The following is a 22675-nucleotide window of genomic DNA, read 5'->3' as shown; positions in this document are numbered from 1 at the left end:
TTTTGCGGATTTTGCAGACAACGACCTACACTTTAAGCTTTATTAAAGCTCGTCTAAATTTGTGTCAAAAAGTCGCTAAGACGCTCTACTCGATGGAAAAACCGATAGCACTTAGATTTCTCGTTTTAGCAAATGTCTGTGCTTAAAGATATCTATCTGTTAGCGGATTTAGCCACCCTGGTGGACGAACTGTAAACCGCTCCAACAAACTACCCTTACCGACCTAATCAAACCTTGGCGTCGATATGGAAGGTTACAGAGAAAAGAGTGATGCCTAATCGATTGGCGATCGCGCTCTCCCACTGGAACGGCGCGCTGATGTTCTACACCTGCCTGCCGCTGCCTGCAAGCTGGCCCGTCGCCTTTGAGCGCACCGCGCAGTTCGCCCCGCTGGTCGGCGTTGTATTAGCCCTTGGGCTGGGCCTGGCCGATGGGCTGCTGGGACTGCTGCACATGCCACTGCTGGTTCGTAGTGCGCTGATTGTGATGGGTTGGCTGGCGCTGACCGGCGGCCTGCACTTAGACGGTGTGATGGATACGGCAGACGGACTAGCGGTGCCACCGCAGCGGCGGCTGGCGGTGATGGCCGATAGTCATATGGGCGCATTTGGGGGAATGGCCGCGATCGCGCTGCTGCTGCTAAAGGTGACTGCCCTAGCCTCGCTGCCCCAATACCGCGCCTTTGCCCTGATGGTGGCGGCGGGCTGGGGCCGCTGGGGCCAGCAGTGGGCGATCGCCCGGTATGACTATCTCCGACCCGAGGGCAAGGGTGCGTTTCATCAAAAGGCGATTCGGTCAGGCCGGGATACGCTACCCAGTGGACTGGGACTGCTGGGCCTGACCGGACTGCTGGGGCTGCTGGGCTGGGTGTCCTGGCTGCCGATTGGGCTTTCTCTAATCGGCGGCTGGGGCGGGTCGATGATATTGGCGGCCTACTTTGACCGCAAGCTGGGCGGCCATACGGGCGACACCTACGGGGCGGTGGTGGAATGGACTGAAGCGCTGGTATTCTGCTGTCTGACTATTGGTACCAGCGTCTAATCATCTAAAGACTGACAGACGGGACAGTAGTAAAATCGCCGACTGCTGGCAAAGTCTTTACAAATCGGCGTGCCGCAGACGTAGCAGGGCTTGCCGTCGCGATTGAAGACCCAGTGGCGATACTGCCGTCGGGAAACGCCTTCGGCCTTGAGTCGGTTGGCAAGGTCAAGGTCGTTAGTGATGCCGCTGTACTGGTAGGACTGGTAGGGCACCGCGATCGCGGCCTCCCCCAAAGCCAAAAGTTCCTCATCGCTACAGTCCACCGGCTTGCGGCGGGGATGCTGGCGGGCGACAAACAGGATTTCGCTGCGCAGGTAGTTGCCCACACCTGCCAGAAAATGCTGGTCTAAAAACAGGGTAGTGAACTGGCGGCGCTGATGGGAGCGAGATTTGAGCAGGTCTTGAATTGCCTGGGGCGTCAGCGTCCGGTCGAGCACATCAGGGCCGAGCTTACTCAGGAAGGGATGCTGCTCAACTTCCGGCGGCGTCAGCACAGCTATGTCAGAAGCGCTGTAGAGCAGGGCCGACTTTTTTTCATTGTGAATCGCCAGCCGCAGCTGACGGTTAGTCTCGGGATAGTTATAGGTATTCCGCACCATCCACTTACCGTAGAGCTGATTGTGGCTATAGATGCTCAGGTCGTTATCAAAACGGATTAGCATCGCCTTGCCGTGGGTCTGGACGGCCTCAATCTGACGACCCGTCAGCTTCTCGGCGTAGGGCTTGAGGTGGTCGAAGGCGAAGAAGATTTCGCTAACGGGGTAGGGCGCGATCGCGCGTTCAACCCGATCGGCGGCTTTGCGAATTTCAGGACCTTCGGGCATAGATATTGAAAGAAAACGGTTCGACCGATTGCTTTACCAACGATTACGGCCGGGTAAATCAACCGAGCCTTGCGGTATCGTGATCATAAGTGAATTTTTGGAAGCTGACATTCGATGACGCTGGCGCACAAGAAAGCCAAAGCCCTGAAGCCGGGGGCGCCCCGCCCGGCCAAAGAACTCTGTAGCGAATGTGGGCTCTGCGATACCCACTATATTCACTATGTCAAAGAGGCCTGCGCCTTTATCAACCAGCAGGTGGCCGACCTAGAGACCGCTGCCCACGGTCGCAGCCGCGATTTGGATAGTGAAGACGACCTCTATTTTGGCGTGCATCAGCAGATGATGGCCGCTCGCAAGCAGCAGCCGATTGAGGGGGCACAGTGGACCGGCATCGTCAGCACGACAGCGATTGAAATGCTGAATCGGGGCCTGGTAGAAGGCGTCGTCTGCGTGCAGAATTCCGAAGCCGACCGGTTTCAGCCGATGCCGGTGATTGCCAGAACGCCGGAGGAAATTCTGGCGGCCCGGGTGAATAAGCCGACGCTTTCGCCCAACCTATCAGTTCTAGAACAGGTAGAGCAGTCGGGGATGAAGCGGCTGCTGGTGATTGGCGTCGGCTGTCAGATCCAGGCGCTGCGGTCCGTTCAGGATAAATTAGGGCTGGAGAAGCTCTATGTGCTGGGAACCCCCTGCGTCGATAACGTCACCCGCGAGGGCCTGCAAAAATTCTTGGATACGACCAGCCGTTCGCCCGAAACGGTGGTGCATTACGAGTTTATGCAGGATTTCCGAGTCCACTTTAAGCATGAGGACGGCTCGATTGAGAAAGTGCCGTTCTTTGGCCTCAAGACCAATCAGCTCAAGGACGTATTTGCCCCGTCCTGTATGAGCTGCTTTGACTACGTCAACTCGCTGGCCGATCTGGTAGTGGGCTACATGGGCGCGCCCTTTGGCTGGCAGTGGCTCGTGGTGCGGAATGAAACTGGACAGGAAATGCTCGATATCGTCATGGAGCAGCTAGAGACGCAGCCGGTAATGGCCAAGGGCGATCGCAAACAGGCCGTCCAAAATAGCATCCCTGCCTACGACAAAGGCGTCACCCTGCCGATGTGGGCCGCTCAGCTGATGGGCGTGGTGATTGAAAAGGTCGGTCCCAAAGGGCTGGAGTACGCCCGCTTCTCCATTGACTCCCACTTTACCCGCAACTATCTGTATACCCAGCGCAACCATCCTGAGAAGCTAGAGCAGCACGTGCCCGAATACGCCAAGCGAATCGTCTGCCAGTATAAGCTGCCCAAGTAACCGCAGTGCATATCCTCCTAGTTGATGATGAGGTAGAGCTGACGGAGCCCTTAACTCGACTGCTGCAGCGGCAGGGCTACAAGGTGGATGTGGCCGCCGATGGCAAGGCGGGCTGCGAGCTAGCGCTGAATGGCGACTATGACCTGCTGATTTTGGACTGGATGCTGCCAGGGGAGAGCGGGCTGGAGATCTGTCGGGAACTGCGATCGCGCCACCAAACCACCCCCGTCCTCTTTCTCACGGCCAAAGACACCCTGGATGACCGCGTAGACGGCCTTGATGCCGGTGCCGATGACTACTTAGTTAAACCCTTTGAGCTGCGGGAACTGCTGGCTCGGGTGCGGGCCTTGCTCCGCCGTCCGTCAGCCCTAGAACCGACTGCGGCAGCCCCAATCCAGTATGAAGATCTGACCCTAGACCAGGTCAATCAAATCGCCCAGCGCCGCCAGCGCACCATTGAGCTGTCTGAAAAAGAAACCCAGCTGTTAGCCTACCTAATGCAGCACCCCCACCAGCTGCTGACCCATCAGCAAATTTACGATGCGGTTTGGGGCGGAGCTAAGCCCAGCAGCAATGCCCTCGCCGCCCAAATGCGGCTGCTGCGCCGCAAGATTGAGCAGGGCTCGGCGCTGATTCATACGGTGTATGGCAAAGGCTACCGGTTTGGCTCGCCTTCAGGGGAGTAGTAGACCGAACTACCTTTGGCCCGCTGGCCCGCGTCTGGGCCTTACTCCGCCAGCTCTAGAACCAACCGCAGGACTGGCCCCAATCCAGTAAGAAAATCTTATGATTTCTCTTGGCTTTTACGTATCCTGTAGGATACTCTTGAGTCATACTTTAAATTCGTCAGACCAAGACTTACATTAATTGGTTTGAATCCTTGCGCGATCGTCAAGCAAAAGCGCGTATAGACATTCGCATTCGCCGTTTATCGATGGGCAATCCAGGCGACGTCATATCAGTCTGACAAGGCGTATCAGAACTACGGATTGATTGTGGCCCAGGCGCAGCGAATTATTGGAAGTGATTGACAGTCATAGCCAGGAAGAGATGATTGCGGTTCTGAAGCAGCAACCGATTGAGCTGAGAGAGCAGGTGGCAGAAGTCAGTGTCAATATGTGGGGTGGATTTGGTAAAGTGGTCAAAGTGGTTTTTCCGAAAGCAAAGCTCGTCTATGACCGATTTCATGTGATGAGAGCGGTAAATGAAGAACTCAATCAGATTCGTAGACAAACGAAAATGACGCTGAAAGGGAGCAAGCGGGTCTTAGTGAAAAACGGTGTGGATTTGAACCCGGAAGAGCAGACTAAGCTAGCTCGCGTTTTGAACCATTCCAAGCGTTTGAGAACGGCCTATGAGCTGAAAGAAGAATTCAGAGAGATATTTGAAGCTTGTCGCACGGTTAAGCAGGGTCAAGCGAGCCTCTTGCGGTGACTAAAAAATGCTCGGCCTATCTATTGTGATGTCCTAAAGACGATTCGGAATCATTTGGATGGCATTTGTAATTACTTTCTGAATCAGACCACTAGCGGCGTGATGGAAGGAATTAACAATAGGTTGAAGCTGATAAAACGAAAGGCTTATGGCTTTTCTAGCTTTGATAATTTCCGAGCTAGACTGTTAGCTTTCTTTTCTGATTAACTTCACTTATCACCATAACTCCAGAAGAGCCAGAAAAGTCGCTAATTACGTATGCAGCTTTAATTGCCTCTGAAACTTTGTCTTGATCAATTGGTTCAGTAGATATTTGAATCGCCCGCCACTTATCGCGATACATAGGAAGCAATGCCTCCTGCTCCTCAGTCAGCGCAGTGAAAATGCGTCTTGGCATATCGTTTGTACGTCTGGGCATAACTCAATATGAATTTGAGCAAGTATAGGATAAATGAGCCCGAAGAACTCAACATCCATAGGGATTTTCACGCTTTTCTCAGATTTTAAATCAGCATACTAATTAGCGATCAAGAATGAGTGCGTCCAAAGAAAAAGCGCCGGGGCCTAAGATGATAATTAGCAGCAGCATCAGGCTAAACATGAAGGCTTTCTCCGAGCTGGGTGGTTCGCCCTGCTGACCGTCAGGACCTTGATAGTAGCCCTCTAGCAGATAGGGGTCCGGGGCAACGAAGGGATCGCCTTTGACAATTTCGCGAAAAATGGCGTAAAGCATTGAGATTAAAATTGAGCCGCTGGCCAGCGGCGTCAGCAGCCCGACTATCAGCCCCATACCGCCGAGAAACATCGATAGCGCAGACAGAAGGCAGAGCGGCGTAGGCACCTTGAGCGCGTCAGCCCACTGCTGGAGATGTCTCAGCTTAGGATAGCCGTGGAGAACAAACAGAAAGCCAACCCCGACTCGAAAAAGCAACAGCGTGACTCCGGTAACACCGTCGGGAAAGGACTGATAGAGTAGGGCTAATAGCTCATCCATAAAAAGACTTGTTTGTGTTGACTAAACTGTTGGCAACAATTCGGATCTTAAAAATCGAGTTTTGTTATGAAAGAGCGTTGATCAACATTAGGCTACAGTACGGTTGCGTCCGCTCGTTTTAGCACGATAGAGATTGGCATCGCTACGTTTTATCCACTGCTTCCAATCTTCTTCTGGCCGCAGGGTAGCTACGCCAGTACTCACTGTAACAGCTTGATCAGGGAGAAGCTTGAGCGCCGCAATTGACTGACGTATTTCCTCAGAGACCTGCTTCCCGTCCTCAATGTTAGTATCATACAGCAGCAGTAGAAACTCCTCGCCGCCCAATCGGAAAACCTTATCAGAACGGCGAAAGCGCAGCTTAAATACATGACTAACGCTGCGCAAAACTTTGTCCCCCACATCGTGACCAAAGGTATCGTTAATTGACTTAAAGTGGTCAATGTCAAAGCTAATGAGGGTCATTGGTATGCCAGTACGTTTACTTTGTGCAACCGCCCAATCGAGCTTACCATGCAGCAGTGACCGATTTAAAAGCCCCGTGAGCGGGTCGGTAACGGCCTGCGTTTTCAGCTTATTCTGCTGCTCTGTAATCGCTCGAATAAAGATAGCTGAAAAAATGCTTACCATTGATAGTGTTGCTATCAGCCTCATCGCTAGAGCCTGCTCGATGATGTTCCATGCCAGAGGAAAAACAATAACAATCAGGGCTAGGTTAGCTATCCAAGCTCTGCGCTCAGGCAGCATAAAATAAAATGATAATACAGCCGGATAGGCCCACAATACACCGATCATTCCCTGCCTAAGCATGGAAAGGCTGAGAAAGAAAAGTATAGCGGGCACGAGCCCTAGAAAAGTTAAGAGAGTATAGTAGCGATTATAGCGGACAACCATCCAAGCATTAAAAGCAAGAACAGCAATGATTGCAAAGGCACCTACCCCCAAGAAATAACGTCCATGCATGAGGTTATTCACTGCAAATGGAGTTAATAGCGTAAGCCCTACTAAAGCAAGCCCTAAATAGGACTTACGGATAAAGTCCGATGCAGACTCTTGCGGCTTTATGGAAAATTTTTCGCCCTTCATCAATGTCCTTGCCATGCGGAGGTAGGCAACCTTAATAGGGTATTCAATCCGCCTACTTAATTTTGAACCAGCAAGATGGCATGGCGATCGCGGTCCTGCAGCAGCACAGCTTTCTGAAACGGCAGCTCCGTCCCAGAAAGGTCAACGATTTTAGGCGAGACGAACTGAGCCTGGGCCTTTTCTAATGCTTCAACCGTCGCTTCTATATCGCTGACGACGAACTCGTACTGCATATGAATCAGGTCGTTTGTCCGATGGCTCAGCGGCGCGGGACGACCGCCGGGGGGCGTCAGATAGTCGAGAAACTCTACGCCTAAGCCACCCTGGGCCGGGCTCAGCGAGGTAACGATCACCTTGGCCCCAAACAGACCGTCGAGATGCCCCTGGGTGGGGCCTTGATTCAGGGTATCGCCCGCCAGCTCAAAGCCGAGGATATCTTTGTAGAAGGCCAGGCTTTGCTGGGTGCTAGAAATACTGATAGCGGAATGGTCGATGCCGAGGAAGAGGTCATCGGTAGGCTGATGCCAGCGATCGCTGCCAATGCCCTCTGGAAACAGCAGCAGCTCCAGCCCGTGACCGTCAAAATCCCTAAACTTAAATGCCTGAATCCCGCCTGGCAGCGTCTGAGGCTCCGTCGAAATCGCCTCGTAGGGGTAGTCCTGAAGCCGCTGGAAGGCTTTATCCATGTCGGTGACGATCATGGCAAAGTGCTGAAACCACAGGTCGTTGCTTTGGGTATCGGTCGGGGCCGGTTGACCAGCGGGGCTGAGAAACTGCATTAGGCGAATCTGCTCCTGACCCAGCCGCAGCGTCACCAGCCGCACCTTAGAGCCAAACACACCGAACAGGTAGTCGGCCTCTTCGCCGCTGACCGTGATGTCTGAATCGACCTTAAACGTAAACGCGCCGGTGAAGTAGTCGATCGCCCGATCCGCGTCCGAAACCGTCAGGCCAATCGCCTGAACCGATTGAACCGAGTTTTGGGAAGTCTGCGCCATGGGGGAAGTCCTGATGTTCTGCTAGCACGCGCTTGAGTAGACCGGAACCTTAGCCCTTAGACCCTGACCCCAAACCCCTCTCCCGCCCTGGGAGAGGGGCTTTGAAACGGTCTGTCCGTTCCGGCTTCCCTTCTCCCCTCGCGTGGAAAAAGGGGCTAGGGGATGAAGGGTTAGAATCTATGGGTCACTCAAACTCAAGCCACTCTGCATCGTACCAAAACTTCAGCAGCTGATGAAACACTGGAAACTCAAGCTCGGTCTTCTCAGCGGTCTGGGTATGACGGTTCTGGTGGGCCTGCTGATTCAGCCACGCTGGCTGCTCAACCTGATTGGTCGGGTCGGCCCTGGAGCGACTTACTATATTGATACCGACGCTCAGGCCGTGGCCCTGACTATCGATGACGCGCCCAGTGAAGCAACCGATGAAATCCTCGACGTGCTTGACCGCTATGACGCCAAGGCAACCTTCTTTATCATCAGCCGGCGGGTGCCGGGGCGTGAGCAAAACCTGACCCGCATGGTAGCCGCTGGACATGAGCTGGGTAACCACCTGACCGAAGATGAGGCCAGCATTCTCCTATCCGCCACTGACTTTGAGGCAGCTGTCTTGGAGGCCGATCGGGTCCTGGCCGACTATGGTCCCGTTCGCTGGCTGCGTCCGGGCATGGGCTGGTACAGTCCGGGCATGGTGGCCACGGTCAGTCGGCAGCGGCGGCAGCTGGTATTGGGTTCGGTGTTTCCCTACGATACCCATATCGCTTCGCCACAGTTCGCTAGCCAGTTTATCCTCAGCTCGGTACGGCCGGGCGACATTATCGTTTTGCACGATGGACCAGGAAGGGGCGATCGCACCGCCAAAACCCTAAAGCAAATCCTGCCAGCCCTCCAGGCGCAGGGGTATGACGTCGTGACCCTATCAACGCTAGCCGAGCAGCAATCAGCCAAGGATTAATGCGGCTTGTTTACGCCTTGAGTCCCAGCTAGGATAGTGCGCTTTGAACTTGCTAACGTCGGAAATATACCAGATATAGTCTCCGGTGCGGTTTGGCTCGCTGTACTGGTAGGGTAGCTTTAATCAACATCCCGATTAACTCTAGTCGGTCTAAAACCTAATGCCCAAGCACCAGAATTAGCGGCGCTTGACGGTGCTGATAGAGCGATAGCAATACAGAAGTCAAGCAGGCCTAAATAAAATCGGGCCTGCTTGGTTTTGCAAACCTTTTAATTAAAGTTAATTAAAGGTTGCGATGCATTGTTAGTTCTGGATGGGTTTAGACTAATCTACATGGCAGATCTACATTGCAGACGGATAGACTTCATCAGCCACTAATACGGGCTTTTCACTATATTCCGCCTCAATCTCTTCTTGGACTGACAGATCCCAGTCTAGGTCGTACTCATTTTCAAACTCTGCTGCGATGTAGGGACGTAAAATACCTGTAACGGTAACTTCTTCGCCATCTTGAGCCTGTGGTGCAGCCATCTGGCTGATGACTAGCAGGTCTTCATCACCAAACAACTCTTCTTCATCGATAGAGAAGGTGGTTGGAGAATACTCCTCTTCTATCTCACCCGTAACGGCGATGACCTGGTTATAGTACAGCTCAGGATTACTGGTTAGCTCGCCCGGATCGGGTGCGAGGGCAATAGACTGGGCGATAACGACCGGACGATCTTCATAATCAACGTACAGTTCAGGATCCAGATCAAGCCCATATTCACTCTCTACATCAGCGATCACGAGCTGCTGCACTTCTCCAGTCACCTGGACCTCGCTGTCACCCGGATCGGGTAGAACTAATGCCTCACCGGACGCATTGATGACCAGAACACTTTCTTCTCCAAAAGCTTCGTCCTCAAACAGGAACGAAGCCTCTCCAATAATTTCTTCAACTTCACCGCGAACTGAAACGGTCTCGCCTATTAGCCCTTCAGCACCGCTGGATAGCTCCTCTTGGGTGACATTTTCAGCCGCCTCTTCCTCAGTCGTGGTTTCTGCCGTTGGAGTTTCAGCACAGGCTGATACGACTGTGACTGAAGCAGCCAGCATTAGACCAGCAGCCAATCGGCGTTTGCGTGATAGAAAGTCGATCATTTTAGTTGTAATCTCCACAAATTCAATGTTTTTGATAGCAGTCAAGCGCTGAGGAATGATGTCCGTAAAAAGATATCCCAATACGGTAGACAATTATTCGCACCCAACCAATCTATCGTTAGGTTGAATTCAAAGTTTAGTTGGTAAATACCTGGCCGTCTTCCCGAATTCGAATAACGCCCTGGGTATCGTCTAAAGCAGGCTCTGGAGTGAGCGAAATCTCTAGCATTCCTGCCTGTGTGCTCTCAGCGGCTACATCGAGCAGCCCTTCATCCTGGCGGGTAACGGTAATCGTTGCTGGCAGTGGAATACCCTGAAGCATAATTGATTCATCAGCCATCAGCATTCTGCTAGGCGTATTACCCACAACTTCATAGACTACTGTCGCACCAGTATTATTATTAAGTGAAACGGTTAGCTGATTGTTTCGAAGCGAAACCGTAGCAATCGCCTGACTTCGATCTTCAGGTCGCGGAGGGACTGTCGTTGAGGCTGGTGAAGGAGTCCGCAGCTCCTCAGCTGTGTTGGGCTGGTCGCTATCGCCTAAGTCATCTGCCTCGGAGTTCTGTCTAAGTTTCTGATACTCAGTAGGTGGGCAGCCTGCGGGCGCACTCACTCGATTGGTGAAAGGCTCCCTGTAAAATATCTGAGGACAGTTGACTTCACTGGTTTGAGCTGCCGCAGGCCTAGCTAGAGGTACGGCTGCTAACCAAAAGCCACTGAAGGCAAATCCCACAGCACCCAAACGTTTTAGTATGGCATTCGAATTCATCAAATGTTGACTCCTCGTCTAGAAAAGAAACGATTATTGATGCCCAAAACTTATCTCAACCAAAGTTGAATAAGCCTCTTTCCGCAGACATAATCAGTTGTTTTTCCGATTAAGTTTTGTAGCTATAGCCCAAAGGGCCTAGAATCATCTTTAAGGATTTCAAAGGGTAAGATCTGCGAGGCAATCTCAAAATTTTCTTGAGAGATATTGCCTACGCCATCACCTCTAATATTTTCATTTCGCTGAATTTTAATCAGCCAGTTTCCTAGAACAAAAAAACCAAAAACAGCAGCAATAGAAATGAAAACTTTTATAATGATGTTACTGGGTCTCTTGCTCATCTTATCTTCATCCTCTAACTCACAGCACAAATAGTCCTGTAACGACTGATTGAGCTACAGCATAAAGGGCTCTATCAGGTTATCACTCCTGCTGAATACAGAAGTTGAAATCTGGCTCCTCTATATTTAGACTGGTGTGGCCTCTGCCTTGAGACCTACGCCACTTCATAGCTCAGGAGCTGTGGTCAAAAGCATGTTGGCACAGCGCTTATCTTTGCTGTCAACGGACTTAGGAATCGGGGCGCAACATAGCCGTGTCAAAAACTCGTCTAGGGCTGAGGACGGGATCTTGTTCAATCAGGTTTATCTCACCAACACCGAGGAAGCGCCCGGCCCCATCCAGGATGCGCAAGGGCCGATCGAGGGGCGCGGCGGATTCCCAAAGCAGCCGCTGACCCAGACACCAGCGACGAGCCAGGGTAGGCGTTAGGGAAAGACTGGGCAGCCATGCCAGCGCCTTGCCGGGGGGGACAATCAGCGATCGCGCCGCCGCCAACTCAGCTTCTATCTGCTCAAACGAACAGCTATCTTTTAGGCTGAAGCCGCTGCTCTGAGTTCGTAGTAGGGCCGCTAGCGTAGCGCCCGTGCCCAGCACCTCGCCCAGGTCACGAGCCAGTGAGCGAATGTAGGTGCCCGCTCCGCAGGCAATGTCGAGGGTTAGCTCAGGAAACTCACCCGGCTGCCAGGCGCGGGCGACCAAACGATCAATCGTGACCGTCCGCGCTGGAATCTCGACTGACTTGCCCTGTCGGGCCAGGTCGTAAAGGCGGCGGCCCGCGACCTGGACGGCGCTAAACCGGGGTGGAATCTGTTGAATCGTCCCAAGGAACTGCGGTAGGGCTGACTCAGCCTGAGCCTGAGTTAGGTGGGGCACCGGCTGTTGCATCAGCGGCTCCCCTTCCAAATCATCGGTTGTGGTGACAAGGCCAAAGCGAATCACCGCGCGGTAGGCTTTGTCGTCGGGCAGATATTGCAACAGTCGGGTGGCGCGGCCAACTGCAATCGGTAAAACGCCGGTTGCCAACGGATCTAGCGTACCGCTATGGCCGATTTTGCGAGTTTGAAACAGCTTGCGCAGCCGTGCGACGCAGTCGTGCGACGTCCAGCCTGTAGGCTTATTTAAGTTGACAAAGCCAGATTCCATAGTTTTTTAATCTGTTGCAGCATCTAAACGACGGTCGAGCTGACTCTCAGTCAGGGCGCGAATCAGGCTGAGAGGGATATCGGGCTGGCTGAGGCGGGCAGCAAAGCGGCTGGTGAGCAGGGCCTGGTAGTCCAGCCGGTTATCGAGATAGGTTTCAAAAAAGGCCAGACTCATCACCTGTAGGTAGGCCTGGGCCACGGGCGGGGCCGGACCCAGCACGGTCGGCGGCAGCAGGAAGGCTTCACTGCCCGTCTCCGTCGGGCCAATGGTCGAAAAATGGGTCGCGCCCTGCATCAGCAGCAGGTAGCGATCGGGCGTCGTCAGCCAGCTAAAGGGCTCAATTTGCTCAGGCAGGGCGGGCGCAATTGTATCGGCGCTGCCCGCGATCAGCATCGTCGGAATTTGGATTTGGCTGAGGCTGGCTTCGCCAAAAAGCTGGCTGCTGATTGGGTTCACCGCGATCGCGGCCTTCACTCGGGAATCAGACAGGTCCTGACTGCCCAGATCGGCTGGGGCTACTGCCAGCGCCTGACACTGGAGCAGCAGCGATAGGTTGATGCTGAAATCGGCCGGCGGACAGTCCATCTGTAGCAGGCCAAAATTGATCGGCGCCCCGGCCAGCGCTAGCGCCGTATAGGCCCCAAAGGACTGACCAATCACGCCGATTTGCTGAAAATCAATCAGGGAGGCCAGCTTCAGATCCTGCCGCGATCGCTGCTCTAGCTCATCGAGCAGCGCCGAAATCATCACGGGCCGACGGACAAATTCATCGTCGGGAACGACCTGGGTCGCGCGCCCCGTCAGCAGCGACTGAATTTGCACGGCGCTGCTGCCCGGATGTTCCACATTAATCACCACAAAGCCGTAGGACGTGAGGTACTGAGCTAGGTAGCCATAGGAGGTGCGATCGCTGCCCAGCCCGTGGGAAATGACGATCGCGGGTCGGGCCAGCAGCGGACTCTGCGGGCTTTCAAACGCTGGCAGATAGACATCGACTGGCGCCTGGCTGGCCTTGAGAAAATAAGAGCGGCGTTCCACCGAATAGGGGCCAATTTGGGGTATTAGCTGACCGGTCAGCAGCGGCGACACCACAGCTGGTTCGGGTTCGGGTACTGGGTTCTGGGCGACTTCCTGCGCCACCTGCTCAGCCGCCAGCTGTTCCACCAGCTGAAGCGCCGCTTCCGACTGGCTGAGCGTCTGGTTAATCTGACGAGCAATGACGAGCCCCTTACTCAGATCAATCCGCAAACTCTCGGTCGGAAAGTAGCGTAAAACATTCAGCACTGACAGCCCGCCTATCCCCTCTGCCGCCGCCAGAATCAGCGCCCCCCGCAGCGCTCGATCGCCAGGCAGCCGACTGCCGGTGCGGACAATATCGCCCGCCTGGGCGAGCAAATATTCGCCCTGATCGGTATAGAGAAACTGAGCGACGGCGACGACGTCAAAGTCCAAGCGCTCGGTTAGAAGGGCGCGAATCTGAACCAGGGTATCGTCGTCGAAGTAGCGGGTGTAGGGCCGCAGCTCTTCGGTCAGTCGGCCTTCGTTAGCGTAGATGGCAAGCGACTCCACCGAGACCGAACGCTCAATCGCGCCGTAGGAAAACGTCACCCGCTCCGCTGCCTGGCTAGGTACTGCTATCAGGACCGCATTTGCCAGGCCCAAACCCAAGCCAATCGTCCAATGGCTCAAAGAACGCCAGTTTCGCTGCCGACGCTTTGACCCAAGACCGCTAGGACAGGCGGATGCCCCAGACCAATCCTCGCTAGAGAAATTCTCAAACGATGCCTTCATAGATCGACAAGCGCCTTTTGCTAACTCTCCCGCTCCTATCAGCGCTATTCTACTGATACGGTTTCCTCTAGCAACGCTAGCAGATCGGCTTCGGTTAGCTGCGGAATTTTTAGTTTTTCAGCCTTCTCTAATTTAGAACCAGCAGACTCTCCGACAACGACATAGCTGGTTTTTGAGCTGATTGAGCCGGTAACTTTACCGCCCGCCGCTTCAATCAGCGCTTTGGCCTCGGGCCGCTTCAGCGTCGGCAGGGTGCCCGTTAATACAAAAGTCTGGCCCCGCAGCTGAGCCGAGGTCTCGGCCCGATCGCTAGCTGTCGCCGCCAGGGCCAGCCCCTCGGCCCGCAGCCGCTCGATCAGCTGCTGGTTGGCTGCCACCTGAAACCACTGGCAAACCGACTGGGCAATCTCGGGGCCGATGCCATAGACCGCCGCGATCGCGTCCTCCTCTGCCGCCGCCAGCTGCTCGGCAGAAGGAAAGTGGTCCGCCAGCAGCTGCGCGTTGACGCTGCCCACATGGCGAATCCCCAGCCCGTAGAGCACTCGCGACCAGGGCCGCTGCTTCGACTGCTGAATTGCGTCTACCAGCTTTTGGGCCAGCTGCTGACCCATTCGCTCTAGGGGGAGTAAGGACTCTACCGTCAGGTCGTAGAGGTCAGCGACGGAATGTACTATGCCCTGGGCCACCCACTGCTGCACCCATTTTTCGCCCAGGCCGCTGATATCCATCGCGTCGCGGCTGGCCCAGTGGAGGATCGCCCCGCGCACAATCGCCGGGCAGGAGATATTGATGCAGCGGGTGACGGCCTCATCCTCGGGCTTAACCAGCGTTTCGCCGCATTCGGGGCAGTGAGTCGGCAGGTGGTAGACCGGGGCACCCGCAGGACGCAGCTCCGTCAGCACCCGCACCACCTCGGGAATAATTTCCCCGGCCTTGCGCACAATCACGGTATCACCCAGGTGAATATCCAGCTCAGCCAGCCGGTCGGCGTTGTGTAGGCTGGCCCGCGAGACGGTAGTACCCGCCAGCTGCACCGGCCGCAGGCTAGCTACCGGCGTAATTGCGCCAGTACGGCCCACCTGCACGGTTACGGCTTCCAGCACCGTCGGTGCTTCTTCGGCGGGGTACTTGAGTGCGATCGCCCAGCGGGGAAATTTCTGCGTAAAGCCCAGACGCTCTTGCAGGTCAAAGTCGTCGAGCTTGACGACGACGCCATCGGTTAAATAGGGCAGGTCTTGACGGGCTTCCGCCCAGTGGTCGTAATAGGCGGCGACCGCCTCGGCTGACTCGCAGCGCTGCCGGTGGGGGTTGACCTTAAACCCCAGCTGGGTGAGCAGCTCTAGCGACTGCCACTGGGTTTGGGGCGGGCTCAGCGGAGCCTCGCCCAGCCCCTGGGGGAAAATCAGCGTATAGGCAAAAAAGTCGAGCCGCCGCCGCGCTACAACCTTGGCATCGAGCTGCCGCAGGGTGCCCGCCGCCGCGTTGCGCGGGTTGGCAAAGCGGGCTTCATCCGCCGCTTCTCGCTCCTGGTTAATCAACTCAAACACGTCGAGGGGTAGAAACGCTTCGCCCCGTATTTCAACGATTGGCGGCGCGGGCTCTATCCTCAGCCGCAGGGGAATAGAGCGAATCGTGCGGACATTTTGGGTAATCTCTTCGCCGGAGATGCCGTCGCCCCGGGTCGCGCCGCGTACCAGGACGCCCTGCTCATAGGTCAGCGCCAGGGCATTGCCGTCAATTTTTAGCTCGGCGACGGCGGCGGCCTCGGGCGTATCCGGCTCTAGCTTTTGCCAGCGGGCCTGCCACTGGTGATATTCCGCCAGGTCAAAGGCGTTTTCCAAGCTGTAGAGCGGAATGTTGTGCTTGACCGAGGTGAACTGGCTGGCGGGCGTTTCACCGACGCGCTGGGTGGGGCTGTCGGCGGTGAGCAGTTCTGGGTGCTGAGCTTCTAGCTCTTGCAGCTCGCGATACAGCCGATCGTAGACCGGGTCGGGCAGGAACGGATCGTCCAGGACGTAATAGGCGTAGCTGGCTTTTTGCAGCTGCGATCGCAGCTCCGTCATTCGCTGGGAGACTTCAGAAGACTCCGAAAGTCCTGCCGGGGATGATGGCTGATTCACGCTACCGCCCTCTGTCTAAATTTTGGATAAATTTACGGACTAGTATAACCTTACTACTCAAAGTCCCGGCACCCCAGGCAAATCCTGGCCCAGATCGGCTTACAATTGACGATTTGTGCGTGTTTGGCAATTCACCATTGGCATAGCGCGATCGCACGGGGCAGAAAAATGGCATGGGGTAGCTGGTGGCGCAGCCTAGCGCGCTTTGACCGGCGGGTTTGGATTTTGGCTGGGGGGCGGCTGCTGTCGCAGATCGGGATTGGCTTTACGCTATTCTACGCGCCCATTTTCTTTGTCGAACAGGTGGGGCTATCGACCACGCTGGTGGGGATCGGGATTGGCAGCCAGTCGGTTTGTGGGATTATTGGCCGCTTCCTGGGCGGTTCGCTGGCCGATTCGCCCGGCTGGGGACGGCGGCGGACGCTGCTGCTATCGGCGGCGATTTCAGCCGCGGCGGACGTGGCGCTGGTGCTGGCGCAGGACTTTAGCGGCTTCGTCCTTGGCAATCTGCTGATGGGGCTGGGGGTCGGCCTGTACTGGCCTTCAACCGAAGCGGTAGTGGCCGATATCACCACCGAGGCCCAGCGCAATGAGGCCTATGCGATTACCCGGCTGGCCGACAGCTTGGGTCTGAGCTTGGGGGTAGTCATGGGCGGCGCGCTGATTTCAGCCACCGGGGCCTACCGGGCGCTGTTTGTGATCGACGGCATCAGCTATGTGCTGTTTTTTGGGATTATTTGGGTTGCGATCGCGGAAACCCTCCAGTCCCAGGCTAGCGATCGCAGCTTTTTCCAAGGCTGGAGCACGGCCCTAAAAGACACGCGGCTGCTGATTTACTTCACGGTCAACATTCTCTTTACAACCTACTTAGCCCAGATTCAAAGCACGCTGCCGGTCTACTTCAGCCAGTTTCTCCCAGGGGACGAATCGCGTCAGGGCTTAGAAGAATCAACCCTCAGCTACCTGTTCACCTGGCATGTCGCCTTCGCCGCCCTCTGCCAGCTGCCGGTCGCCCGCGCCCTGCGCCAGCTGCGCCCGTCAAGAGCCCTGATGATCTCGGCAACCCTTTGGGCAGTAGGCTTTTGTCTGGTCTGGACGGCTGGCACTGTCTCCCATGCAACAATTGTTTGGGCCGTCCTGGCCCTCAGCGTCATGTCTTTAGCCATGGTGGCCTACACACCAATCGCCTCTTCTATGGTGGTTATGCTCGCCCCCGACGCCCTGCGAGGCGTCTATCTCTCGGTCAACTCGATGTGCTGGGCCTTTGGCTATATGATCGGCCCGCCCCTCGGCGGCTGGGCGCTCGACCAGTCAGCCCAGGTCGCCCACCGCTTCTGGCTCGCCGCCGCCCTCAGCACTATTTTGACAATCGGAATCTTAGTCTTCCTAGATCGAAAGTTACGCTCCAACCAGACTGGTGAAGGCAATGAGATACATACTAAATGACTTAAAACACTTCCTCTAGCTGAACTGGATAACCTTCAACATAGCCTGTTGTTTCAGGAAACGGAAATCCGTTATCCGTAGCGCTTGGACAGACGTATCTAACTTCCGATAATTTCATACTCGAGAGAGAGGCCATATTCAACAATTAGGAGAAGTCATCATGAATTTGGTTTGACACAATAGGATTATAGACTAGCTAATGAACAAAACGCGATATGAAAGCTATTGCTCAAACCCTTTCTTCTCCTAGAATGCCAGTAGCCCAAATGCTGGCCTGGACAGCCGGAATTGCCATGCTAATGGGCACTACCGCCGCTAGAGCGCAAACTTCTCCCACGCTGATTGCGCAGGCCGCTACCCTTGAAGCATCTAGCGCCCAGAATGGGACACTCTACCTGAATGAGGATCGTAACTATTCCTACAATCTGGAGCTAGAGCGCGCCGCCACCGTCAACGGTGTTTATCTCCCCGTCGGAACGATTATTCAAGGTCGCTATGAGCCGGCTGGAGAGGACGGCCTGCGCTACATTGCCGATACGGCAATCGTGGGCGATCAGGCCTACAGCTTGCAGGCGACCTCACGGGTCTTAGACGATCAAAAGGATCCGCGCGACACGTCTGCCGGTTCGATTGGCGAAGACGCTGCAATCGGAGCCGCGGGCGGTGCCGTCCTGGGTGAACTGCTCGGCGACATCGACCTTGGCGAAGTGATCGGTGGTGCAGCCGCTGGCGCCGCAGTGGGCAACCTCACGGCGGATCAGGTGGTCGTTATCGAGCCAGATCAGCTAATTGTCCTCGACGTGCAGTAGGCTTTTGCCCTCAAGTCCAATACCTCGGAAACCTGTTGGGCTTGAGGGCTAGGGCATTGGCCTGAACGAATTGGAAATATCAGTCACGACAGAATCGAACTCAGGCTGTAGGGCTCGGTCATAGCGGATCTCTAGGGTCTTAAAGACGTTGTTGACCAGCATCGTTTTTTGGTAGATAACGTCATTTCCTTGGTAGCCGGAGATGACAAAAAAGTCATCTTCTATGAACTGGTAGGTCACATTCTGATTTTCTGTCTGTAGCGCTTCTCGATAACGTTCTTCAAGCGTGCGCCCCAGACTGTTGTTGGCGCCAAAGACCTGCATCGTGATCCGTCCGTCTGGAGAGCGAAAGTCTCGACCATCCAGATTGGTAGGCCGGTCTTGGGGCGTTACAATATTGTCAGGATAGAGTACAGAATAGTCAAAGCGGTCATTGTAATAACGCTCGTAGGTGACCTCTGAGGGAAGAGTCCTACCAATTTCACTACTGCTACAGATGGACTGATTTGCATTGTATTTAGCCGTATCGGGCGGCTCAGGTGAGACGGACTGGACCTGATCGATCTCTTCCACCTCGCTGACCTGCCCAGCTTCATCATAGTAGCGAACTCTCACAATTCTGACCTGATCGGCGTTGTCGCAGTCTACGATTAGGTCGGATTCACTCTCACGGGTATCTACGCCGATAATCGTACGATAGCGATAGAGATTATCCTCAAGCTGTAAAATACTGCGCTGATCGAGATAAACGGGTAGCTCATAAAAAGGCGACTGGCCGACTTCCTGTAAATAGTCGGGAACTGAGTCCGATGGGCCAATCGACCGATTGGCCTGTCTGAGACAGTTTTGAGGCGGCACGACGGGACCGGCATTGTACTGATAGAAGCCATTCAAGTCAAGTAGTAGGCTTCGATATCGAATGCGTTCAGGCGACGCTAATCGCTCCGCGTATCTGACCTTTAAGAAGCCTTCCTGACGCCAGTCAGTGAAGTCATCTTCGGGCAAATTTTCAGGGGCCGGGCGACTGGTCGTTAACCGCTCGATCGCCTGCCCCGTGACGGTGTTGTTGTTAACTCTGCCCGACACACAGAGGCTAGATCCTTCGTAAGGGTAGTAGTAATCGCCGACAATCTCGTCTCCCTGCTTGCGAAATAAAAAGCACAGCCCTCGCATTCGCCCATCTTCCGCTTGAGGCTCACTACAAAGACGATGATTGGCGTCGCGAAAAGAATTGAGAGAGCCGACCTGGGCGCTCTGAGCCTGAGCGAAGCGAGAAGCGCGATCGCTAGGGACGAACAGACCCATCGAGGCCAGAAGCACCGAAACTACCCTGTAAACCGTTTTTTGCATCATGGATTTGTTAGGTAGGCTGCCGAAGAGATTTCTAAATGCTTCACATACTTGGTCTGGTCTAAAGCGACAGGCAAATCGTAATGCCCAACCTGTTTCGAGAATCACGCTGTCCGGAATGAAGATGTCTTATTCAAGGTGTAAGAATTCTATCATTTTGGCAAAAGCCCTATGCCTCTGCTCTGAAGACGGTTAGCAGTACCGGGCCGAGCAGGTAGTGGTGGCCTTCGACCTGAAAGCCGGTTTCCTGAGCCAGCGTTTCGCGACCGGTGGGGCTGTAGAAGTGGACGTCGGCCTGGGTGACGTGGAGAGCGGTTTGGCCGCTCCACTGGGGGAGGGTGTAGTCAGCTAGATAGAACTGGCCGCCGGGTTTGAGAACGCGATGGATTTCGTGGAGCACCGCGATCGCGTTGGCATAGTGCAAAAAGCTAATGGTGCAGAAGGCCGCATCGAACTGGTCGTCGGGCAGGGGAATGGTGTCAGTGCCGCCTTGGACGTAGGTGAGACGGTCAGGGGCAGCGCTCTGCTGGCGGGCCTGCTGGAGCATATCGTCGGCGAAATCTAATCCCGTCCCCATAAGCTGGGGATGGCGTTTAGCCAGGCGTTTCAGCAGCTTGCCCGTACCGCAGCCCAGATCGAGCACCTGCCCTGCCTCGGGAAGCTCAACGAACTCCAGCAGCCGCTTGTGGACAGCTTGATAAAAGACAGAGGTGAAGGGCAGGTCATAAAAGGGAGCCCAGCGGTTGAAAAGATTGCGCTTTGAGAAGGACATTGCAGTTCAAGCTATGCTTCCTAGTTTTCTATTAGTTCCCCTCCTCTTCTTCCCCAGGCAATGTAACGTCAACATCAGGAACCGTTACTTCCTTCTCCTCGGTTTCAACTTCTACTTCGGGAACCGTCACTTCTCTAGTTTCAGACTCGACGTCAACATCAGGACCTTCAACGTCGTACTCTGGTACTTCCCCAGGGTCAACCTCAACGTCAACATCGGGAGCTTCGCCAGCCTCTTCTTGCGTGACCCGGCATCCGGCTGAGCCCAAAGTCAATAGGGCTAATGATAGAATAAGCAGGCGACGTGGCTTTATGCCGTGCGTTATGGATTTCACTATCTTGATGTTATGGCTCATTGGTAATTAGGAGATTGGGGTAATAGGAGATTGGACATATTTATTCTATTTTGGCAGAGTCCACTGGGCTTTCCATCGTCCCCAAGGAAGAGGATTTAGATCAATTGAACGATTTGGATAACGCTAGGCCAGCTATCGTAGTTCATCCTTAGTTTATCTTTAAGGCAGGTATCGATGGGTCAGCTGCTAGAAGTCGCGATCGCGCTCCTCTACCGAGATAACTGCTTCCTGATGCAGCTGCGAGACGACCTGCCCAGCATTATCTACCCTGGCCACTGGGCCTTTTTTGGCGGACATCTAGAACCCGGCGAAGACGCCGATACCGCCGTGTCCAGGGAGCTGGACGAAGAGATTGGCTATACACCTCCCCAGCTCACGCGCTACAAACAGATCAACGACGGCAGGATCATTCGCCACTTCTACCATGGGCCGCTGACAGTGTCGCCTGACCAGCTTCAGCTGAATGAGGGACAGGATTTGGGGCTATGCGCGATCGCGGATATCCAGCGAGGCTACAAATTTTCTGAAAAGCTAGCCGAAGATAGGCCCCTCGGCGCGCCCCATCGGGCGATTCTGCTGGACTTTCTAGCTACGCAGCCGCTCAGCTAATTTGAGCATAGTCTATTCTCAATAATTCTTGACAGGAAGGTTGGAAATAGAATAGTCATTACTTATTATCTTTGGCGTGCTAGACAACTTAATACATCGCCCATCCCGAATCTGAGAGACTATGGCAAGCAAGCAATTTATATGAATGACCCAGTATATATAAACCATGCGTTCAAACATTGATCCTAAAAAGATAGAGCAGCTTATGACGACTTTGGGCAGAGAAGCTCGTGGTTCAGGGTGCATTTATTTTACCGGAGGAGCTAGTGCTTTACTGATTGGATGGCGTAGTTCTACTGTCGATGTCGATATTCGCTTAGACCCTGAACCTCCAGGAATTTTCCAAGCTATCGCTAAGCTTAAACAAGAACTGAATATTAATATAGAATTAGCCTCTCCCCAAGATTTCTTGCCAACGCTTCCAGGATGGCGTGATAGAAGCGTTTTTATTGGCAAACGCGGCCAAATTGCGTTCTACCACTATGACTTTACAGCCCAAGCACTGTCTAAGCTATCAAGGGGATACGATCGCGACCTTAACGATGTTCGAGCTATGTATACACAAGGATTGTTTTCATTAGAAGATTTGCGAGATTGTTTTGAAGCTATCGAGCCTGAATTAATCCGTTTTCCTTCTATTAATTCTGGGATTCTAAAAGGTAGGGTCAGTATGTTTATTCAGCAGGCATTGCAAGGAAGAGAGCTATGAACCTTGAGGAGTTACCAGGGGCAGAATTTATCCTGCCTGGATTGGAGGATTTATACAATGGTAAAGCTGAAACAGTCGGTGCATTATTGATTGCAATCGCATCAACACGCTTAACTGAAGCTGGCCTAGACGTTCCCAAAAGTCATCTATCATCAGAGCCAGAATTAAAATTGTATGCTCGTCTGCAGGACGAACGGGACGATGCTTATTTCTATTACAATGCCCTGTTGAGTAGCCTCAACAGCTTTTGCAACGCACTTGAATTCGGCAACGCCACCTAATCCTGCGTTGGTACGGAAGGATAGGATTTGGGGCTATGCGCGATCGCGGATATCCAGCGAGGCTACAAATTTTCTGAAAAGCTAGCCGAAGATAGGCCGCTCGGCGCGCCTCATCAGGCAATTCTGCTCGATTTTCTAGCTACACAGACTCTCGTTCGAGTTAGCGAATCCCGGAAAGGGAGGCTCTGATTGACCGGACTATGCTGAGACGGCAGCCCTGATCGGAGGCTTTTCAAAAATCATTTGAACTTCAGATGATGATGAAATGCTGTGGTGCTGGAGCAGGAATTCGCCACAGTCGGCTAGATCGTCCAGTCCTAGAAGGTTGAGAAAGATTTCAGTAGGGGAAACGGCTGCTCAGAGGGACGTCAGTAACGTGACAGCTGCCGCCTACAGCCGCGA

23 protein-coding genes and 2 pseudogenes are annotated in these 22675 nt (G+C 54.2%); 11 read left to right on the top strand and 14 right to left on the bottom strand.

Going from position 1 to position 22675, the window contains the following annotated elements:
• Positions 1-270: 270 nt before the first annotated feature.
• Positions 271-1041, top strand: a complete 771-nt coding sequence (cobS, locus tag IQ241_RS02100) for an adenosylcobinamide-GDP ribazoletransferase (RefSeq protein WP_193904752.1) — start codon at positions 271-273, stop codon at positions 1039-1041.
• Here cobS and nei read toward each other — a convergent pair.
• Positions 1038-1865 (bottom strand): endonuclease VIII, encoded by an 828-nt coding sequence (gene nei / locus IQ241_RS02095; RefSeq protein WP_193904751.1) that lies wholly within the window; start codon positions 1863-1865, stop codon positions 1038-1040. The two genes, cobS and nei, sit on opposite strands and share 4 nt — an antisense overlap.
• 114 nt (positions 1866-1979) lie before the next feature.
• Between nei and IQ241_RS02090 the strand changes: the two genes are divergently transcribed.
• From IQ241_RS02090 to IQ241_RS25320, 4 genes and pseudogenes are all read left to right on the top strand, one after another.
• On the top strand, positions 1980-3167 hold the full coding sequence (locus IQ241_RS02090) for a Coenzyme F420 hydrogenase/dehydrogenase, beta subunit C-terminal domain (RefSeq protein WP_193904750.1): 1188 nt from the start codon (positions 1980-1982) through the stop codon (positions 3165-3167).
• Between the two features lie 5 nt (positions 3168-3172).
• Entirely contained in the window at positions 3173-3853 is a 681-nt protein-coding gene (gene rppA / locus IQ241_RS02085; RefSeq protein WP_193904749.1) for a two-component system response regulator RppA, read from the top strand.
• 155 nt (positions 3854-4008) lie between these two features.
• A pseudogene (locus IQ241_RS26285) lies at positions 4009-4131 on the top strand (type II toxin-antitoxin system RelE/ParE family toxin); the annotation flags it as partial.
• An 86-nt stretch (positions 4132-4217) separates the two neighbouring features.
• Positions 4218-4808 (top strand): annotated as a pseudogene (locus tag IQ241_RS25320) (ISL3 family transposase).
• Here the strand turns inward: IQ241_RS25320 and IQ241_RS02070 are convergent.
• The 4 genes from IQ241_RS02070 to IQ241_RS02055 form a co-directional block, all read right to left on the bottom strand.
• Positions 4780-4998, bottom strand: coding sequence for a hypothetical protein (locus IQ241_RS02070; protein ID WP_193904853.1), 219 nt, complete (start codon positions 4996-4998; stop codon positions 4780-4782). The pseudogene IQ241_RS25320 and the gene IQ241_RS02070 overlap by 29 nt on opposite strands.
• Positions 4999-5121: 123 nt before the next feature.
• Positions 5122-5595, bottom strand: coding sequence for a DoxX family protein (locus tag IQ241_RS02065; RefSeq protein ID WP_193904746.1), 474 nt, complete (start codon positions 5593-5595; stop codon positions 5122-5124).
• An 87-nt stretch (positions 5596-5682) separates the two neighbouring features.
• Positions 5683-6681 carry a GGDEF domain-containing protein gene (locus IQ241_RS02060; protein WP_193904745.1) on the bottom strand — a complete coding sequence of 333 codons (999 nt, stop codon included), beginning with the start codon at positions 6679-6681 and terminating at the stop codon, positions 5683-5685.
• 56 nt (positions 6682-6737) lie between these two features.
• The gene (locus tag IQ241_RS02055; RefSeq protein WP_193904744.1) at positions 6738-7679 is read right to left on the bottom strand and encodes a VOC family protein; all 942 of its coding nucleotides are present in this window, start codon (positions 7677-7679) and stop codon (positions 6738-6740) included.
• 232 nt (positions 7680-7911) lie between these two features.
• Between IQ241_RS02055 and IQ241_RS02050 the strand changes: the two genes are divergently transcribed.
• Positions 7912-8631 (top strand): chitin deacetylase family protein, encoded by a 720-nt coding sequence (locus IQ241_RS02050; RefSeq protein WP_193904743.1) that lies wholly within the window; start codon positions 7912-7914, stop codon positions 8629-8631.
• A 342-nt stretch (positions 8632-8973) separates the two neighbouring features.
• On the opposite strand, the gene IQ241_RS02045 is transcribed toward IQ241_RS02050, so the two are convergent.
• The 6 genes from IQ241_RS02045 to ligA form a co-directional block, all read right to left on the bottom strand.
• Complete coding sequence (locus tag IQ241_RS02045; protein ID WP_228021289.1) at positions 8974-9867, bottom strand: hypothetical protein; 894 nt, start codon at positions 9865-9867, stop codon at positions 8974-8976.
• Between the two features lie 43 nt (positions 9868-9910).
• On the bottom strand, positions 9911-10114 hold the full coding sequence (locus IQ241_RS02040; RefSeq protein WP_193904742.1) for a hypothetical protein: 204 nt from the start codon (positions 10112-10114) through the stop codon (positions 9911-9913).
• Between the two features lie 554 nt (positions 10115-10668).
• Entirely contained in the window at positions 10669-10887 is a 219-nt protein-coding gene (locus IQ241_RS02035; protein ID WP_193904741.1) for a hypothetical protein, read from the bottom strand.
• 229 nt (positions 10888-11116) lie between these two features.
• Positions 11117-12031 (bottom strand): tRNA pseudouridine(55) synthase TruB, encoded by a 915-nt coding sequence (gene truB / locus IQ241_RS02030; RefSeq protein ID WP_193904740.1) that lies wholly within the window; start codon positions 12029-12031, stop codon positions 11117-11119.
• A 6-nt stretch (positions 12032-12037) separates the two neighbouring features.
• Positions 12038-13822, bottom strand: a complete 1785-nt coding sequence (locus IQ241_RS02025) for an alpha/beta hydrolase (RefSeq protein WP_193904739.1) — start codon at positions 13820-13822, stop codon at positions 12038-12040.
• A gap of 44 nt (positions 13823-13866) precedes the next feature.
• Positions 13867-15885, bottom strand: a complete 2019-nt coding sequence (ligA, locus tag IQ241_RS02020; protein WP_193904842.1) for an NAD-dependent DNA ligase LigA — start codon at positions 15883-15885, stop codon at positions 13867-13869.
• A gap of 225 nt (positions 15886-16110) precedes the next feature.
• On the opposite strand from ligA, the gene IQ241_RS02015 reads away from it, so the two are divergent.
• A complete protein-coding gene (locus IQ241_RS02015; RefSeq protein WP_193904738.1) occupies positions 16111-17388 on the top strand; it encodes an MFS transporter in 1278 nt (425 codons plus the stop codon).
• Between the two features lie 215 nt (positions 17389-17603).
• A complete protein-coding gene (locus IQ241_RS02010) occupies positions 17604-18197 on the top strand; it encodes a hypothetical protein (RefSeq protein WP_193904737.1) in 594 nt (197 codons plus the stop codon).
• 48 nt (positions 18198-18245) lie between these two features.
• Here the strand turns inward: IQ241_RS02010 and IQ241_RS02005 are convergent, their stop codons facing one another.
• From IQ241_RS02005 to IQ241_RS01995, 3 genes are all read right to left on the bottom strand, one after another.
• Positions 18246-19550, bottom strand: a complete 1305-nt coding sequence (locus tag IQ241_RS02005; protein WP_228021288.1) for a hypothetical protein — start codon at positions 19548-19550, stop codon at positions 18246-18248.
• A 166-nt stretch (positions 19551-19716) separates the two neighbouring features.
• A complete protein-coding gene (locus IQ241_RS02000; protein ID WP_193904735.1) occupies positions 19717-20319 on the bottom strand; it encodes a class I SAM-dependent methyltransferase in 603 nt (200 codons plus the stop codon).
• A 31-nt stretch (positions 20320-20350) separates the two neighbouring features.
• On the bottom strand, positions 20351-20674 hold the full coding sequence (locus IQ241_RS01995) for a hypothetical protein (protein ID WP_228021287.1): 324 nt from the start codon (positions 20672-20674) through the stop codon (positions 20351-20353).
• A 174-nt stretch (positions 20675-20848) separates the two neighbouring features.
• Here IQ241_RS01995 and IQ241_RS01990 point away from each other — a divergent pair, with 174 nt between their 5' ends.
• The 3 genes from IQ241_RS01990 to IQ241_RS01980 all read left to right on the top strand — a co-directional run bounded on the left by IQ241_RS01990 (position 20849) and on the right by IQ241_RS01980 (position 22273).
• Positions 20849-21283, top strand: coding sequence for an NUDIX hydrolase (locus tag IQ241_RS01990; RefSeq protein WP_193904734.1), 435 nt, complete (start codon positions 20849-20851; stop codon positions 21281-21283).
• Between the two features lie 166 nt (positions 21284-21449).
• Complete coding sequence (locus tag IQ241_RS01985; protein ID WP_193904733.1) at positions 21450-21992, top strand: DUF6036 family nucleotidyltransferase; 543 nt, start codon at positions 21450-21452, stop codon at positions 21990-21992.
• Complete coding sequence (locus tag IQ241_RS01980) at positions 21989-22273, top strand: hypothetical protein (protein ID WP_193904732.1); 285 nt, start codon at positions 21989-21991, stop codon at positions 22271-22273. Before IQ241_RS01985 ends, IQ241_RS01980 begins: the two co-directional genes overlap by 4 nt.
• Positions 22274-22675: the final 402 nt, after the last annotated feature.

Source organism: Vasconcelosia minhoensis LEGE 07310 (genome assembly GCF_015207255.1).
Taxonomy (GTDB): Bacteria; Cyanobacteriota; Cyanobacteriia; order Phormidesmidales; family Phormidesmidaceae; genus Vasconcelosia; species Vasconcelosia minhoensis.
This window is presented reverse-complemented; position numbering and strand designations above follow the sequence as displayed.